We start from the raw sequence: 16375 nt of genomic DNA, 5'->3' as shown, positions 1-16375 counted from the left end.
ATTTATGTAGGTTGGGTGGAGTGAAACGCAACCCAACATTACCACCAAATTTGATGTTGGGTTACGCGATCGCTGCACCCAATCCACAAAACTACGGTTCTCAAGGTAGACGAGGTTTAGATAGGCATAATTAAACATATAAAAACTTAGTTTGTAGTGAGCTATTCATCGCCTCTTCAGAGTTATCAGGACTTTAGTCCTGACTACAAACTTTAATTTATTTATGCCTAGCAAGAAGTTGAACTGAATTTTAAGCTAGAGCTACTGCTGGTTGCTGCCAGCGTCCTACCGCCTTACCAATTACTGCTAATTCTTGCATTAATTTATCAAAACGGTCTGGTGTCACAGATTGGGGACCGTCGGATAAAGCTTTGGCAGGGTTGGGATGAACCTCTATCATCAGAGAATCTGTGCCAGCTGCGATCGCAGCCATTGCCATTGAAGGCACAAACTCAGACCAACCTACGCCGTGGCTGGGGTCAATCATAATTGGCAGGTGAGTCAGTTTCCGCAACACTGGCACTACCGATAAATCCAGCGTATTTCGCGTATATTGGCGGTCAAAGGTGCGTATTCCCCTTTCACACAAAATTACATTGGAATTGCCAGATGCCAAAACATACTCGGCTGCCATCAACCAATCTTCAATAGTAGCTGCCATTCCCCGCTTCAAGAGAACTGGTTTCGGCTGCGCTCCCACTTTTTTGAGCAAGGAGAAATTCTGCATATTTCTTGCTCCTACCTGAATCACGTCAGCAACTTCGACAATTTTATCCAGGTCAGCCGCATCCATCACTTCTGTAATAATACCTAGTCCACTGACTTCCCGCGCCTTTGCTAATAAATCCAAAGCACTCTCGCCATGTCCTTGGAAGGCGTAAGGTGAAGTTCGGGGTTTATATGCCCCTCCGCGCAAAAATTTTGCTCCAGCCGTCTTGACGCGCCGTGCTGTCTCTACAATCATTTCTTCATTTTCTACTGAGCAGGGACCTGCAACAACTACCAAAGGCTGATGTTCACCAAATACCACTGCTCCATTAGGAGTATTAACTACTACTTCCGAAGCTTCGCCGTGACGGTATTGGCGACTGGCTCGTTTGTAAGGCTGCTCTACCCGTAACACCTGCTCAATCCAGGGGCTAAGTTCCTGAATTTGTAATGGATCTAAGCTGGCGGTTTCACCTACAAGACCAATAACTACTTTATGTTGACCAATAATTTTTTCTGGAGTTAGCCCCCAGCTAGTTAATTCCTCATCAATGCGGTTTATTTCCGCTTCTGGGGAACCAGTTTTCATTACTATAATCATGTGAAATTTCCTGATTAATTGAGTAAAATTTTCTGTAAATGGGCTAACTTTATTGTTGCCTATTGCCCTAATTACGAATAGTTAAAAACAAAATTTATTTACAAAATAAATAGACAAAATTATAGCGCTCAGTCAGTAGTTTTACTACTGAGTAGCTGGATGTAGGTATAAAAAGATTATATAATTTTAATTAGCAATGTTGAAGTTATAAAATTTCAACTTCAACATTCACTTCTTTTATTTACCCAATACCGCAGTTACTTAATACCTGAGCGCCTTTAATTATGAGTTTTTTTGCCGCGTTTCGCGCCAAACTGCCACCATTCGTCCCCAATTGGTGTTGAACTCACCCACACCTAGCAAACTTCCGACTCTTTCTTCATCCCAAGAGGCAGAGAGAACGCCATAAGTTATGCCTAAGACCCCCAAACCAAATAATCCCATGTTCACCAATAACACGGCGATGGGAGCTAGTTGGATGTCGGAGTAGATAGCAAGCAGATAGCTAACAACCAGGACACTAATGCCCAAAGCTGTTGGTACGCCACAGAAACCAGCTACCCGTCGGATCATCCTCTGGCTGACTACTTGAGGAATAGCCATCTCTTGTTTGGTGTAAGTCAGTTTTTTATCAGCCTGTTTGCCAGATTCTTGTGGCTGTGCTGCTGGTTTACTTTGAGTTTTTGCGGGTTTTTGGCGCTTTTTGTTTGGTTCAAAGGGCAAGCGACTGCGTTCAGATTCTTCAGCAGACATAAGCAGTAGTCCCTATCCACGAATACCGAGGCGAGCGATCAAAGCTTGATACTTTTCACGGCTTTCCTGCGATATGTAGGCTAGAAGACGCTTACGCTGACCAATTAGCTTTAACAGTCCCCGTCGAGAAGAATGGTCTTTTTTATTTGCCTGGAGATGTTCGCTGAGGCGGTTGATGCGCTCAGTTAGCATGGCAACTTGGACATCAGCCGAACCAGTGTCGGTTTCGTGAACTTGGTAATTGGAAATTATTTCTTGTTTCCGCAGTTGCGTCAGGGCCATGATTGATTCAATTGCTAGTTTTTCTAAATGTATGCAGCAGTCTCCCATAATATCACAGCCCTTAAGCTGGATGTCGAATCATATGAGACTGTTGGCGAATTAAAAGAGGGTGAAACCAAACATCCCATAAAAATGGCAAAGGGATTATGATGAAGCAGAGGTAAAAAGAGCAGCAAAACGAGAGACACGGGTCTTGCCAATAGGAACATTAGACCACCAAGCCCACATCCGGGAGAGATTAATGGCGGCAGCAGTGGCGATATGTTGAAGATGGGTTTTGGCAAGACCAATGTAACGAGTGCGGCGCAATTGATATGCACGAATTCCTTGAGAAAGAGAGCTTTCAACACCAGCACGTTTAGAATAAAGTTGTTTAAACTGTTGGGTGTTTTGTCTAGCTCTAGCAGAGGAAAGAGCCTCATAAAGAGGTTGAGGTTTGAGGGTGAGAACACGGGATAACTTTGGCGAGTGAGTACATTGAGAGCGGACAGGACAAGTAGTACAATCACTTTTGTGAAAGCGTGCTTGAATCACAGGATTATCATAGTTATCCGTTCGCAAATGCCAAGATTGACTGGTGTGACCTTGTGGGCAAATAGCACGGCGATTGTGCCAATCGACAGTAAAACTAGAAGCGTCAAAACCAAGTTGGGCTTGGGCTTGCCAACTGGAATCAGGAGGTACTCTGCCAACGATGTCAATTCCTAACTCAGTCTGACTCGTTAGCAAGTGTTGGGCATCAACATAACCAGTATCAACGATGTGTTCATCTGGCAAGAGGTTTTTATCAGCCAAAGCTTGATGAATAATCTGAGTCATTTCCACATCCGCAGTGGTTGCAGATGTAGTTTCGACATTGGTAATTAGATGCGGTGCATCGTCATCACAAGTTTCTGTTAAATGCAGGGTATAACCTGTCCAATTCATTTCTCTTTTTGTGCGGTTACGCGCTTCAATATCATACGGAGACTGGATGAGCTGTTTGTTCGGTGGTAAGTTGTCGGCTTCTCGCCAATAGACTTGCCCCTGTTGTAGTTCATATTGCTGTACCCACACACAGCGTAAAATTTCTACCGCTTTGAGATGCCGTAACCATTCTGGGTTCGATGCGTCATACAAGGCTGCCAATAACTGATGACCATCACAGCCAATGGTCAATGCCAAGCTTCGTTGTTCTGTTTTCGATTTTGGTAAGCGATATTGTTCAAATCTGGTTGCATAACGCGAATACCAATCTTCATTAACTATTCTTAATAACCATTCATCAGCAACCGTTGCTAACTGATTTAAGGCATGGCGTAAGGTTTCTCCAACACACTCTAAACGGTTGAGTTGCCGGATTGCTGCTAGTACATGGGTCGAGTCGGTTCTGGCTTTTCCCCTAGCTTTGAGCCAACCTTTGTTTTGAAAATGTACCAGCATCAAATTTAGCAATTCGCTTTCTCGCCCGCAAGCAATTAATCGACTGCGAAATTCACTTAATACTGTGTAATCAAAACCGCTATCAGTGATTTCTAGTGCCAATGCGTATTTCCAATCAATCCGACTCCTGACTGCATCTGCCGTTTGTCGGTCAGTCAAACCTTCGGCAAATTGCATCACACTTACTAATGCCAACTGTCCTGGTGATATGCCGCTTTGTCCACAGTCTGCCCGAAACAATGTTACAAAGTCATTATCAAGGTACAGTACTCCCAGTTCATCCCGCATTTTCATATACACGTTTCCTTTGGGAAAGCATTTTCGTGCTACTTGCGCTGTTGTTTCTGGAATCAATGACCAGTCTCGCAGATGAAGAGTCATACCTGATTATTTATGCCACTTTTGTCTCACAATTATTCTGCTCACTAATTACTCCCTTGTTTTATGAGGGGTAAGACCCCTCACTTATTCGCCAACAGTCTCATCATATTTGCTGCTATGTCTGGCACTCTGCAAGACTAAGTAAGTCAAGAGACATCCAGTATCTTCATATAGAGGTGAATAAGGTAATTTTAAATGGTATTCCGGGCCGATATTTGAAGGTTTGTTTGGATTAGTAAACCATTTGTCCTGGCATTTCTTCCAGTTATCTATATACTCCAGACAGCAGGAAAGCTATTTCAACCTAAATACAAAACTTTTCGGTTAGAGGGAAAGGATTTAAATTCACCTTTCCCCCTTGCACTTTAACCTTTTCCTAGATTGGACTTGTGTTCACCAAATCTTTTAAAAGGTGAAAGTTGTTCTCAGAGTACCAATAATTGCATCGTCGTTAGCGCTGCTTTGACCAGGAGAGGTCAACCAGATGACACCAGGGGTGATTGAGATGTTATCTGACACGCGATACTTGTAGAAGCCTTCAAAGTGATAAGGGATATCATTACCAACAAAACCTGGTCGGTTAAACGAATATGGTTCTGCGCCAGCAAAAATACCTAAAACGTTACCTTTTTTACCGAAGTCAGGTAAGGCTACCCCAAGACCGTAGCTCCAAGCTTCATAATCATCACCAGCACCAAAGCCGGAGATATCGTGGTAAGAAACGAAGCCACTAATTGAAAGTTTGTCGCTGGGTCTGAAGGCTGCTTCTATACCGTAAGAATTACTAGAAGATGCGCTGAGGGTACTTAGGGTGTTAGCTTGATTAGTACCTACGACGCGGTTAGCACTACCCAAACCGCCGCCTAGATCAAATAAATTCCCGCCTCCAGCACCATGATAACCGTGAACGTAGGTAGCAGCGATCGCCAAGCGATCGCCAACACTAAAGTTCAACTGTCCAAGAGCCGCATAGTTACCCTCCAACAAACCTTGATTGGCTCCAGGATTGTTAGCATTTGATGCCAAGTAACCAACAGTCAATGAACTTGGTTTGAAAAAGCTGCCACCGCTACTAAAAGGTATAGTCAATGCAGCACCGGCACCACCACCAATCCGATAGATGGGACTTTCAGAAGCAAAGCTAGACAAAGCACCATTACCACCATCAAAGTCCTCAAAGTAAGGATTATTAGTGGCAACATAATCGCTATGAATACCTCCAGTAGCCGCAAAGTAAGCTTCAACTGGGCCTATGGGTACGTAATATGCTAACCAGTCTATATTGACACTGTTGTTAACACTGCTACCGATTTGAAAAGTTTGTGTACCTTCAGCAGTATTGATAGGAACACCAGCATTATCCACTTGATTAAAGGCTAGTGCATTACCAGCTGCAAGACGGGTGTGTAAAACGTCTTTACCTGTGAAGCTGGTTTGCAGGTCTAAACGTACCCTATCTTGGAAAACAGTATTATTAGCATCGCCAGTGTTGCCGCCAAAAATATCACTAACGGCAAAAATAGCTTCACCCACAAGCTTGGTTGTAGTAGAAAACTGATTTGCTTCTAGTTCAGCAGTCCGTGCTTCTACAGCATCAACTCGACCACGCAAAGTTGCTAGTTCTGCCGAGAATTCTTCTTGCAAACGCTGGAGGGTAGCCAAATCTTGTTTTGTTACCAAGTCAGCAGTCGCTGTTGCAATCAGTTCATTAACCCGATCTAAACAAGCATTCAAACCTGCGGCAAATTCATAACGAGTCAGTGCCCGATTACCACGATAGGTAGAATTTGGGTATCCAGCAATACAACCGTAGCGTTCAACCAGGGATTGTAAAGCTTGGAACGCCCAGTCAGTCGGCTGTACATCAGAAAACTGAGAAACTGATGTGACTTGAGACAGGGAATTTTGATTCTTACCCTCGGTGCTGTAGCGGTTAACCTCTTCTAAAACCTGATTATCATCAGTCTTTTGGGCAACCAATAGTTGATTAACTTTTGGTTGCTCTGTTTGAATAAATGTTGAAGCATCAGAAGACATTGGTGCTTCTGTCTGAGCAGTTTTTGCCTTTATATCTTCAGAGGAGCCTGCTACTTCAGTAGCTATAGCCCTAGCGGAAACCAACACCGTCACTCCCAAAACTACTGGACTTAGTACCAGAGTTTTCCACAATAGATGAGACATTCTTTATTTTCCTTTCCTAAAAAATACCCGAAATCAATGGGTTAAAGAAAAAGATAACAAGCAGTTATTCTACTTAATTTGAAATCTTATCAGATTGCTGTTACTTAAGCCATATCTGACAAAATTTTTACGGATGAAGAATCGTAAAGACTTGCTTATGCTTTGTTTGCCAGATTAAGAGTTTATGATTGAATTCCGCTCAATTTTGCGCCATTTTTTGACTTTATCTTCTTATTCTTGACTCTTATTTGCGGTAAATCCTTTTTATCTTTGTAAGAGTAGCAGATTTGAACTAGAGTTAGCTATATTTTTAAAGAACCATGACATTGGCTAATGACATCATCAATAATTTTGGAAAAATTTTGTTTAAAAAACTCGGCTTCTAACCCATAAAATACTCTCGATGAGTTTTTAGGAAACAATTGCAGTAACTGCTTACGCTGTTCATTAATACGAGATATTGAGGCTTTCAATATTAATCATAAAAAATGAGTCTGAGATAATTCTGAACAGTAGAGACGCAAAATTCCTCGTCTCTACTATTTCCCATAACTTTATTTCTTCATCTGATCCAAAGCTAAATTCAGCTTCAACACATTAACTCCAGGCTCACCAAAGATGCCGAGAAAGCGTCCATCTGTGTTTTGGGCAATCAAAGTTTCTAGTTGGTTTGGCTGAAATCCTCGTGCCTTGCTTACTCGTGCAATTTGCGCGATCGCAGCTTCTGGGGTAATGTGAGGGTCAAGGCTAGAACCAGAGGTGTAGACTAAATCGCCAGTCGGCTGCACACCTGCTGCTTTCAGACGAGTCAGATCGCCTTCAATTTTTTTACTTGGATCTGGGTCATCTTTACCTTTGATGCGTTCGAGTAATGCGGGATTACTAGGAGCCAAGTTACTAGCACCAGAAACCCCAGTTTTCAAAACTCCCCCATCATCCTTTTTGGGATCGGCTGTGCTGTAACTGGTGGTACTGGGACGGCTGTTAAAATAGCGATCGCTAGTAAAGGGTTGACCAATCAAAGCAGAACCCACAACTTGGCCTGTGCTATTTTTCAGTAAACTACCATTTGCCTGAAACGGAAACGCAATCTGCCCAATGGCAATCATCGCAAAAGGATAAATAATCGCACCGATTACCCAGAGTACCAAGGTAGAACGAACAGCTCTGCTAGCTTCACGTGCAAAACTCATTAGAATTTCTCCGGTACAAACATTACAAAAAATAGATAGATAGAAAGCCCTAACGTCACCATTCCTAACAGTCCCAATCCCCAAGATTGACTGCGGGAAAGTTGTTCGCTAGTAGCTGCATAGACCATAGGTGCAACCACTAGGTTGAAACACATCGCCAGAAATAAATACAGTGGCAGCTTTTGTCTACGCCATTGACACCAAATTTCAGTTATTTCTTCTAATACTTGGGATGCAGCGATAGTGCGTCGGGTATGAACGGGTTTCATAGTAAATTAAGACAAAGGTAAGATAATATCTATTAGTTTGATGGCAATAAAGGGAGCAATGATGCCACCAACGCCATAGATGAAGATGTTGCGACGTAGCAGTTGATCTGCTGTTAAAGGTAAAAACTTTACCCCTTTGAGTGCTAGCGGAATTAATGCCGGAATTATCAAGGCATTGTAAATCAGCGCCGAGACGATCGCAGATTGGGCACTCTTTAATCCCATAATATTCAGTGCGCCGATTCCAGCAGCCCCAAAAATAGTCGGAATGATTGCAAAATACTTGGCAATATCGTTGGCGATGGAAAATGTTGTCAAGGCTCCACGAGTAATTAGCAACTGTTTACCTATGGTTACTAAGTCAATTAACTTTGTGGGGTCAGAGTCTAAGTCCACCATGTTAGCAGCTTCTTTGGCAGCTTGCGTCCCAGAGTTCATTGCCACACCCACATTTGCTTGAGCGAGAGCAGGGGCATCATTAGTACCATCCCCGGTCATCGCCACCAATTTACCCTGAGATTGTTCCGAGCGAATCACCTCAATTTTGTCTTCTGGAGTCGCTTCCGCAATAAAATCATCTACCCCAGCTTCCTCGGCAATTACCGAAGCGGTAATTCGATTGTCACCTGTGAGCATGACAGTGCGAACGCCCATGCGCCGGAGTTGGTCAAATCGTTCCCGCAAACCAGGTTTGACAATATCTTTGAGGTAGATCACACCATAAATTTTGTCATCTTGGCAAACAGCTAAAGGTGTACCGCCTAACCGAGAAACTCGCTCATAAGCTGCGTCTATATCATCAGGAACGTAACCGCCACGAGAACGGACAAATCCCTTAATGGCATCCACCGCTCCTTTGCGAATCTGTTTACCATCAGGCAGATTTGTGCCACTCATCCGGGTTTTGGCGGTAAATTCCACACCTTCGGCTTTGTCGATATTGAAGTCTACCGCAGCTTGGGATTTTTCTGCCAATATCACAATTGACTTGCCCTCTGGCGTATCGTCAAACAAGCTAGCAGCTAAGGAGACTCGCGCCACATCTTCTATTGAGTGATTATCCAGAGGAATAAACTCATCAGCCATCCGATTACCCAAGGTGATCGTACCTGTCTTATCCAGCACCAAGGTGTTGATGTCGCCACAAGCTTCTACGGCTCGACCAGAGGTTGCAATGACGTTAAATTGTGCAACTCTATCCATCCCTGCAATACCGATCGCACTGAGCAAACCACCGATAGTTGTGGGAATCAAAGCTACCAGTAGCGAGATGAGAATCGCAACGCTAGCACCCGCCCGCAAACTGTTTCCGGCCTCAACGCTAAAGGCTGTGCTGATAAAGCTGGCAATGTAGCCCACGTAGGGGGTAATGGTTGACACTACAATCAAGAACACTTGCGTTAGCACTGCCAACAATACTGTCAAAGCAATCTCGTTGGGAGTCTTGGTACGTTGTGCGCCTTCTACCAGGGCAATCATGCGATCGATAAAGCCTTGACCAGGATCGGCACTAACGCGAATTGTCAACTCATCAGAGAGTAGGCGTGTACCTCCTGTCACCGAACTGGCAATATCTGTACCTGGTTGCTTCAATACCGGGGCCGATTCCCCAGTAATTGCAGACTCATCTACTGAGCCAATGCCTTTAATTACATCCCCATCGGCGGGAATCATATTATTTGCAACCACCTTGACCAAATCGCCCCGCCGCAGTTCCGTAGAATTGACTTGTTGTATCGAACCATCAGGGAGGATTTTGTTAGCGATCGTATCCGATCGCGTTGATCGCAGTGAATCAGCCTGTGCTTTACCGCGTCCTTCAGCGACAGCTTCGGCAAAGTTGGCAAAAACCAGGGTAAAAAAGAGAATGAAGGTAATCAACCCATTTAACAGGCGTTGTTGGTTGATATCTGCCTGGACTGTGCCATACAGATTTGGGTTAAGGGTAACAAGAAAGGTGACAATTGTCCCCACCCAAACAACAAACATAACTGGGTTTCTGACAGTAATTCGCGGATCGAGTTTGACAAATGACTCACGAATTGCTCTTTGGTAAAGTCCCCGCATATCTGTTTTGGGGGTGTGCTTACGCGAATCACGAGTTCCAGATGGAATACGAGGCGAAGAAGAATCAGTAATAATTGGCATATATTAAATTTTGGGAATGGGGGATTGGGCATTATTGGGCATTGGGAATGAGGCGTTGTACCTCATCTCCCCACTCCCTAGCCGATGCCTTTAGCGATAAAAAAGGCTTCAGCGATCGGGCCTAATGCCAGCACTGGGAAGAATGTGAGTGCGCCCAGGATTAAAATTACGCCTGCGGTAACGCTTGTAAATAGTCCAGTATCGGTTCGTAATGTACCAGTAGTGTAGGGAACAGCTTGCTTGCGAGAGATACTATCTGCTAAGAACAGCAAACCTAAAATTGGGATATAGCGTCCAACTAGTAAACTGAAGCAGGTACTCAAGTTCCACCACAAAGCGGTTGTAGTTGTTGCTGTACCTGTAGCGATCGCAAAAGGAGAAGGTTGTGAATCGCCTAAACCTTCAAAGCCAGAACCGTTGTTCGCAGCAGCTGAGGCATATTCGTAGATAACTTGAGCAAAGCCGTGAAAGCCCGGATTACTAATTCCTGATAGTTGATCGGGAAATGCCAAGGCGATTCCTGCGGGAATCAAAATGGCGATCGGGTGAACTAGCAAAATCAAGAAGCTAGCAAGTACAACTTCACGCTTTTCAATCTTGCGTCCGAGAAATTCTGGTGTGCGCCCCACCATCAGCCCTGTAGCAAACACAGCCAGTATCAGGTAAGCAAACAAATAAGCGGTTCCAGTACCCTGTCCACCCCAGATAATTTGCAGGAACATATTAGAAAGCGTAATAAAACCACCGTTGGGCATGAAAGAGTCGTGTAAACTATTGACTGCGCCGCACATGGTGCCGGTTGTACTTACCGCAAATAGTGCAGATTGTGCCCAACCAAACCGGACTTCTTTACCCTCTAGATTTGGTTGCTGACTACCCAGCAGTGCATTCACAGCCGGATTGCCGTTGTATTCACCAATGGCAGTAACGATAATAAATATTACATAAAGGATGCCCACCATTCCGTAGACTAACCAGGCTTGCTTAGTGTTGTTCGCAAACAACCCATAAGTGTAGATTAGGGAAGTAGGAATTGAAAGCATGGCCACGATTTGAATTAAGTTAGTAAATCCGCTAGGATTTTCAAAGGGGTGTGCCGAGTTGATGGCGAAAAAGCCGCCGCCGTTTTCTCCTAATTGCTTGATAATTTCAAAATGGGCAACGGGGCCACGAGCGATCGCTTGACTAATATTCGGATCTTCCAAGGTAGGGAATACAACTGCACCCGCCAGAGTTTCGGGAACACCAGCAGCTATCAACACAATCCCACCCACAATACAAATAGGCAACAAAATTCGGGTAATCGAGCGAATTAGGTCTACATAAAAGTTGCCTAATGATCTACCCGTCAATCCCCGAATAAAAGCAATTCCTACTGCCAAACCAGTACCAGCAGAGGTGAACATGTGATAGCCCAGTCCCCACATTTGGCTGGCATAGCTCATGTAGGTTTCACCAGAATAATGTTGCTGGTTGGTATTAGTAATAAAGGAAATGGTAGTATGCAGCGCTGTATCCCAAGTTGGGGCATTTATCCCCGTAGGATTGAGGGGCAACCATCCTTGACTCATGATGATAAAGAAAAGCAGCAACCCCATAACTACGTTGCTGTAAATGATTGCTCGCCCATACTGCCAGCCCGTCATATTTTCTTTGGCTTTAACACCAACTAAAGCATAAAGCACTCGCTCAACCGGATTCAAAACTGGGTCGAGAAAAGTACTCTGCTCTAGGTATACACGAGCCATATAGCGCCCAAAAAATGGAGTAATCGCTACTATAATTAACAGCGTTAATGCAATTTGAATCCATCCTTCTAGCATTGGATTATTTCAGCTCCGACATGAATAAAATTCAGAGAAATATCAGATATTTTCGGAAAATGAATCAGAAAAAATAATGAATTATATTGACATTGTTATTAGCTAACCTATAGCTATGTATTTTCTCAATCAATCATCAAGCTTTTTGTTAGATAATACAAGGTATAAATTAATATTTAAACTAGCCTATACAAAAAATATATTTGTCTATATAGACAAGTATTCAGAGTGTTTATCTCGATATATATCTGCAAATATAGAAGGACAGTTAAATGCTAAACAGTCATAAATCATCCGTAAAAAGTTAAATCCCCAACTTCTTTAAGAAGTCAGGGATTTAGACACTGGAAATTTTCACAAATCAGATAGTATTACTAGGGAGTGAGGAGTTTAATTCATAACTCATAACCGATTTTGACGACAAATTCCAAATGCGGAAGTGTAGGCGTGTAAGAAGGTTCTGCCACCAACAGGGCCGATTTCACCACCACAGAAAAAGCCACCTACAGGAATATCGCTGAGGTAGCGGCGAAATAGTTCAGAATCGAAATTGGGTTTACCATAGAGTCCTTCGCCTCGTCCCAGACAGGCAAACATTAAGGCAGCGACGGCAGAGGGTTCAGATTCTCGTTGGGTTTGATAACTTTGGAGGAGTAATTCTAGGTCTTCAGCAGAGGCTTGGGCATCGCGTAGGTGGAATTGCAGCCTTTGACCAGGACGAACACGATCGCCAATTGCGATCGCTCCAGCTGTTGGATCGACCCCAAGAATACCACGAATTAAAAAGTCTCCCTGCTGCAAAGCCAGCTTAAACTCGTCCATCGCCACACCAACAAACAGAGAGTGCTGTGCTAAAGTTCGTTCGTGTTCGCTCAGACTAGCAATCAAATCTCGCAACACCACTAGCGGCACTTGCTCATCTAACTCTAAGATGATATTGCGATCGGCTTTTGTAACTTGCAATGGTTTGCCAATCGGTCGGCATCCTTGGGCTACAATCGTTTCCAAAACAATATTGCCAGTCAAAGCTATCCCAACAGTGCCCTCACGATAAAGGCTTTGACATTCCTCGCCGTCACTCTCATTACAAAATAGGGCAACACGACCACCCATACCCCCACCACTAGCTTGTCCTCCCACGATCACCGATCCTGGATAAGCAAAATCCAACCCTTGCAACAAATCGTTGATTCCAGAAGCGAAAGAACTAGACAGCAAAATGAACTGGGGTGTCGGTGATGCTGGCACACCGATCAAATCAACCCAAGCATCTGGAGAACTATCTAAGTCAGGTAATTCTTCAGCAACAACATGAAAAACTTGAACCTTTACCCCTGGAAGATGTGCTAAAGTCAAGCTAATAGCTGGTTCCGCTTCGAGTTCTTGGGTTTCTCCGTCAACTGTCGTCCCAATCACACCTCCACCGCTACAGCCAATTAGCACTGGTACAGAAAGTTTCTCAGCTAACAAGGGTAACAATCGGGAATACTCACTTGTAAAAGCAGACGAAATGAATACCAGTCCTAGATCCGCAGGTGCTGTTAATGATGAGACAGCTCGTTCCACCACATCTGTAACGGCGGCTTCTAAAGAATGACGGGTTGATAGGGCATTTGCCCACTGCATTTGGTCTGCCATGAGTTTTGAGCTTCTTTCTCTTTTTGTGCTAGTAGATTTTGATTTATTTTTATTTTGGGAAAAATTGCATCCTACAAGAATTAGTGCCAGCCTTTTGTCTCCTCCATCCAAGAAGCTGGGGTTGTCATTCCCGAATAGATGCATCTAAATATATTGTATGATTGTTTATCTATGGTACTAATCCCACAAAATCTTAAAACATAAAGATGAATGCATTATAGATGCGGCAGTTTACTATATTGGTTATAAATCAATAGGCTAAAGTACTAACTTATGAACTGAATAGTTAGAATGGTTAGTAATCAAGCTAAAATCTGCCATTTCTGAAGTTTTTCTATACTAGTATTAACAACACACAACGAGACTAAAGCAATGACCAACATCCAAGAAACAGCAACAAGCGACATCCAAGAGAAAATTCAAGAAGAAGTAGAACAAGCGCGTACTGTCTGTGACATTAACGGTAGCGGTTCACCAGAATGTGCTGCTGCTTGGGATGCAGTAGAAGAATTGCAAGCCGAAGCTTCCCACAAGCGCCAAAGCAAGCCCAAAAATTCTCTAGAACAGTATTGTGATGACAACCCAGATGCAATTGAATGCCGGGTTTATGACGACTAGAAATTTAAACAAGTGAATTTTCTGTTCGTTTGTCACCAAGCAACCAAGATTTACTTACTGAGATTTCGCACTTTTACGCTACTTCCGGCTAAAACCGTACTCTCCCTATTTCATTATTTTCTCCAATGGACAAAAAAATGGTGAAATATCTGGAGTTACGGATGTATCAGGGTTAAGCTTTGAGAATTTTTATCTTAAAAGGAAACCTTTACACCCAAAAAAATTGGTTTTTGTCCGCGAGTATCAAGTATATAGCTGCTAGGTGGGCTTTTAACAGGTTCCCTGACGCTACTACAGGCAAGTGTAAATCTAAGTTGAGGATCTTTAAGTTGCTTGTTTTTTTGCCAAATTGAGAGATTTAGGAAAGTAAATTAAATAATTTACCATTTAAAAATTTTTCCAAAAATCTTTGCAAGGCATGAATTGGTTGTAGGGGCGTACATCTGTATGCCCCTACAAACGTGTTTATAGTAGAAACTGCGTGAAATGGTATAAGTTTGGTAGCCACTTACTTCCACCAAGAAGTTAGAGCGCAATCTTGAGGCTAGATTTTGTGCTTTGATTAAACTGTTTGTAATATAGATAGACTACTAGCTAGCTAATAGCTTACAAGTTTGTCAGTTATGGATACTTGCTTTTAGTTTAAATTGTTTTATTTATCGTTTGAGAAAAACTATGGACTATAACGTTTGGTTTCGCCCTTTCGTCTGGATTGATTACCGACTGGCAGTATTATTCTTGGTAATTATTCCGCTAATTCTTTTAATTTGGGCATTTGTGCAAAAAGCAGAAGCTATACAACGCTTGTTGACTATATACTGGAAAGTATCAAGCTTGGTGGCAATCACGATTTACTTAATGATTGCCCAGTATCCAGTTAGCTTTATCTCTGGATTGATGGCTCAGATTTTAATCCCAATTTCACTGTGGTTCTGGGTAGATATCAATGATGAAATTGAATATCAAACCAGTGGAGTTTTGAAATTTATTTTTACCTCTTGGCGCTGGGCTACAACTGTTTATTGTATTTTGGGTACACTAGCGTTGATCCCATTTTTGGGTTGTGCTTTTTCTGCCAGTGTGATGAAGACTGCTTATTGTCGCGTCTGGTTTGAGATTCCGTTATTATTCAAAGAATATTTTCATGCTAATAGCAAAGCTGAGTTTTTAGGTTTTCTTGGCATAACTAGTTTAGTAATTTATGTGGTTTACTTAAGCTATTTTGTTCTGATTAAGCTTGGCAAGCAGGGACGTTCAGCCACACCACAATAACTGTCGCTACGTCACATACCCCTAATGTAAAAAAATGAATTCCATTGGTAAGCGGCTAGAACAATACACCGCTAAACGCCCCAAAGAAGTCTTGATTGTAATAGTGGAAATTGCCGATGAGGAAGATACAATTGCTATTTTCAAAGGCTTTTCCAGCTCTTTGATGCGCCCCACAGCATTTGATGCAGATGTAGCAGTTTTGCCAGATGGGGCAAAGATTCTCAATATTGACAGGGTAGCCAGTCCTTACAATCCTGAAGCACCCCGTTATATTCAACAAGGAATTTCTTGGGAAGCGATGGAAGCTCTATTATCAGAAGTGGGAGTCTAACTAAAATTTTGTCTCAAGTTAGTTGTTAGACTGACTCAAGCAACGCTTTTAGATAAATTACAGTCAATTTTTTATGAGAACATTTACTGCGATCGTCGAACGTGACTCTGATGCAAATCTGTATGTAGGCTACGTTCCTGGTTTTCCTGGAGCGCATTCTCAGGGTGAAACCTTGGATGAATTACACGAAAATCTACGTGAAGTGATTGAGATGCTGCTAGAAGATGAAAATCTGGTTTTTGATACTGAATTTGTTGGTACACAGCAAATTGTAATTCGATAGTTCATGAGCAACATTCCCGTTTTAAAACCTCAAGAGGTTGTTCGGATTCTTGAGAATCTTGGATTTATAGAGGTGCGTCAGAAAGGTTCACACAAACAATTTCGCCATGAAGATGGACGAGGTACAACGGTTCCATTTCACAAAGGTCGAGACATATCACTCAAGTTGCTACGTCAGATTGCAAATGATATTGGTTTGACTACTGAAGAAATGTTGAAGTCAAGATGAATCGGACTCGTAATTTATACATTCTTGCTTGGTATGACGAAGATGTAGATTTTTATCCTGATTCAATACATGTTAAAAATACGACATAATAATCGATTGAACTAGAAGCATTATTTTTCGGAATATCTTGCCGAATTAGGTAGTTACGCCGTTGGAGAATAAATATAGGTACTTTATTCTTCTCAACAACTTCTTGGGGTAACATGGCAGAGGACGCAGTTAGAGTTTTCATTTCCTATTCCCA

16 protein-coding genes are annotated in these 16375 nt (G+C 42.7%); 5 read left to right on the top strand and 11 right to left on the bottom strand.

The features are described 5' to 3' along the window. Positions 1 to 250 precede the first annotated feature (250 nt). The 10 genes from aroF to G1O98_RS14705 all read right to left on the bottom strand — a co-directional run bounded on the left by aroF (position 251) and on the right by G1O98_RS14705 (position 13399). The gene (gene aroF / locus G1O98_RS14750; RefSeq protein ID WP_163929484.1) at positions 251 to 1309 is read right to left on the bottom strand and encodes a 3-deoxy-7-phosphoheptulonate synthase; all 1059 of its coding nucleotides are present in this window, start codon (positions 1307 to 1309) and stop codon (positions 251 to 253) included. A 282-nt stretch (positions 1310 to 1591) separates the two neighbouring features. Then, positions 1592 to 2062, bottom strand: coding sequence for a PAM68 family protein (locus G1O98_RS14745; protein WP_163929483.1), 471 nt, complete (start codon positions 2060 to 2062; stop codon positions 1592 to 1594). Between the two features lie 12 nt (positions 2063 to 2074). Next, complete coding sequence (rpsO, locus tag G1O98_RS14740; protein WP_041565894.1) at positions 2075 to 2344, bottom strand: 30S ribosomal protein S15; 270 nt, start codon at positions 2342 to 2344, stop codon at positions 2075 to 2077. A gap of 144 nt (positions 2345 to 2488) precedes the next feature. Further along, the gene (locus G1O98_RS14735) at positions 2489 to 4147 is read right to left on the bottom strand and encodes an IS1182 family transposase (RefSeq protein ID WP_163929482.1); all 1659 of its coding nucleotides are present in this window, start codon (positions 4145 to 4147) and stop codon (positions 2489 to 2491) included. A gap of 405 nt (positions 4148 to 4552) precedes the next feature. Then, positions 4553 to 6328 (bottom strand): iron uptake porin, encoded by a 1776-nt coding sequence (locus G1O98_RS14730; RefSeq protein ID WP_163929481.1) that lies wholly within the window; start codon positions 6326 to 6328, stop codon positions 4553 to 4555. A 554-nt stretch (positions 6329 to 6882) separates the two neighbouring features. After that, positions 6883 to 7521, bottom strand: coding sequence for a K(+)-transporting ATPase subunit C (gene kdpC / locus G1O98_RS14725; protein ID WP_163929480.1), 639 nt, complete (start codon positions 7519 to 7521; stop codon positions 6883 to 6885). Continuing rightward, on the bottom strand, positions 7521 to 7790 hold the full coding sequence (locus G1O98_RS14720) for a potassium-transporting ATPase subunit F (protein ID WP_163929479.1): 270 nt from the start codon (positions 7788 to 7790) through the stop codon (positions 7521 to 7523). Before G1O98_RS14720 ends, kdpC begins: the two co-directional genes overlap by 1 nt. Positions 7791 to 7796: 6 nt before the next feature. Next, entirely contained in the window at positions 7797 to 9938 is a 2142-nt protein-coding gene (gene kdpB, locus G1O98_RS14715; RefSeq protein ID WP_175586679.1) for a potassium-transporting ATPase subunit KdpB, read from the bottom strand. Positions 9939 to 10015: 77 nt separating this feature from the next. Continuing rightward, positions 10016 to 11761 (bottom strand): potassium-transporting ATPase subunit KdpA, encoded by a 1746-nt coding sequence (gene kdpA / locus G1O98_RS14710; RefSeq protein WP_163929478.1) that lies wholly within the window; start codon positions 11759 to 11761, stop codon positions 10016 to 10018. A 402-nt stretch (positions 11762 to 12163) separates the two neighbouring features. Beyond that, positions 12164 to 13399 carry an FIST N-terminal domain-containing protein gene (locus tag G1O98_RS14705; protein WP_163929477.1) on the bottom strand — a complete coding sequence of 412 codons (1236 nt, stop codon included), beginning with the start codon at positions 13397 to 13399 and terminating at the stop codon, positions 12164 to 12166. Positions 13400 to 13771: 372 nt separating this feature from the next. Here G1O98_RS14705 and G1O98_RS14700 point away from each other — a divergent pair, with 372 nt between their 5' ends. The 5 genes from G1O98_RS14700 to G1O98_RS14680 all read left to right on the top strand — a co-directional run bounded on the left by G1O98_RS14700 (position 13772) and on the right by G1O98_RS14680 (position 16131). Further along, positions 13772 to 14017 (top strand): Calvin cycle protein CP12, encoded by a 246-nt coding sequence (locus G1O98_RS14700; RefSeq protein ID WP_012407493.1) that lies wholly within the window; start codon positions 13772 to 13774, stop codon positions 14015 to 14017. Positions 14018 to 14692: 675 nt separating this feature from the next. Next, positions 14693 to 15289, top strand: coding sequence for a DUF3177 family protein (locus G1O98_RS14695; protein WP_163929476.1), 597 nt, complete (start codon positions 14693 to 14695; stop codon positions 15287 to 15289). Between the two features lie 34 nt (positions 15290 to 15323). Continuing rightward, positions 15324 to 15620 carry a hypothetical protein gene (locus G1O98_RS14690; protein ID WP_163929475.1) on the top strand — a complete coding sequence of 99 codons (297 nt, stop codon included), beginning with the start codon at positions 15324 to 15326 and terminating at the stop codon, positions 15618 to 15620. Positions 15621 to 15693: 73 nt separating this feature from the next. After that, positions 15694 to 15903 (top strand): type II toxin-antitoxin system HicB family antitoxin, encoded by a 210-nt coding sequence (locus tag G1O98_RS14685; protein ID WP_163929474.1) that lies wholly within the window; start codon positions 15694 to 15696, stop codon positions 15901 to 15903. A 3-nt stretch (positions 15904 to 15906) separates the two neighbouring features. Then, the gene (locus G1O98_RS14680) at positions 15907 to 16131 is read left to right on the top strand and encodes a type II toxin-antitoxin system HicA family toxin (RefSeq protein ID WP_163929473.1); all 225 of its coding nucleotides are present in this window, start codon (positions 15907 to 15909) and stop codon (positions 16129 to 16131) included. Between the two features lie 52 nt (positions 16132 to 16183). Here the strand turns inward: G1O98_RS14680 and G1O98_RS14675 are convergent, their stop codons facing one another. After that, complete coding sequence (locus tag G1O98_RS14675) at positions 16184 to 16363, bottom strand: hypothetical protein (protein ID WP_163929472.1); 180 nt, start codon at positions 16361 to 16363, stop codon at positions 16184 to 16186. Positions 16364 to 16375 lie beyond the last annotated feature (12 nt).

The organism is Nostoc sp. UIC 10630 (genome assembly GCF_010747425.1).
In the GTDB taxonomy this organism is placed as follows: domain Bacteria; phylum Cyanobacteriota; class Cyanobacteriia; order Cyanobacteriales; family Nostocaceae; genus Nostoc.
The sequence above is the reverse complement of the archived record's forward strand: the minus strand, read 5'-3'. Positions and strand labels throughout refer to the sequence as shown.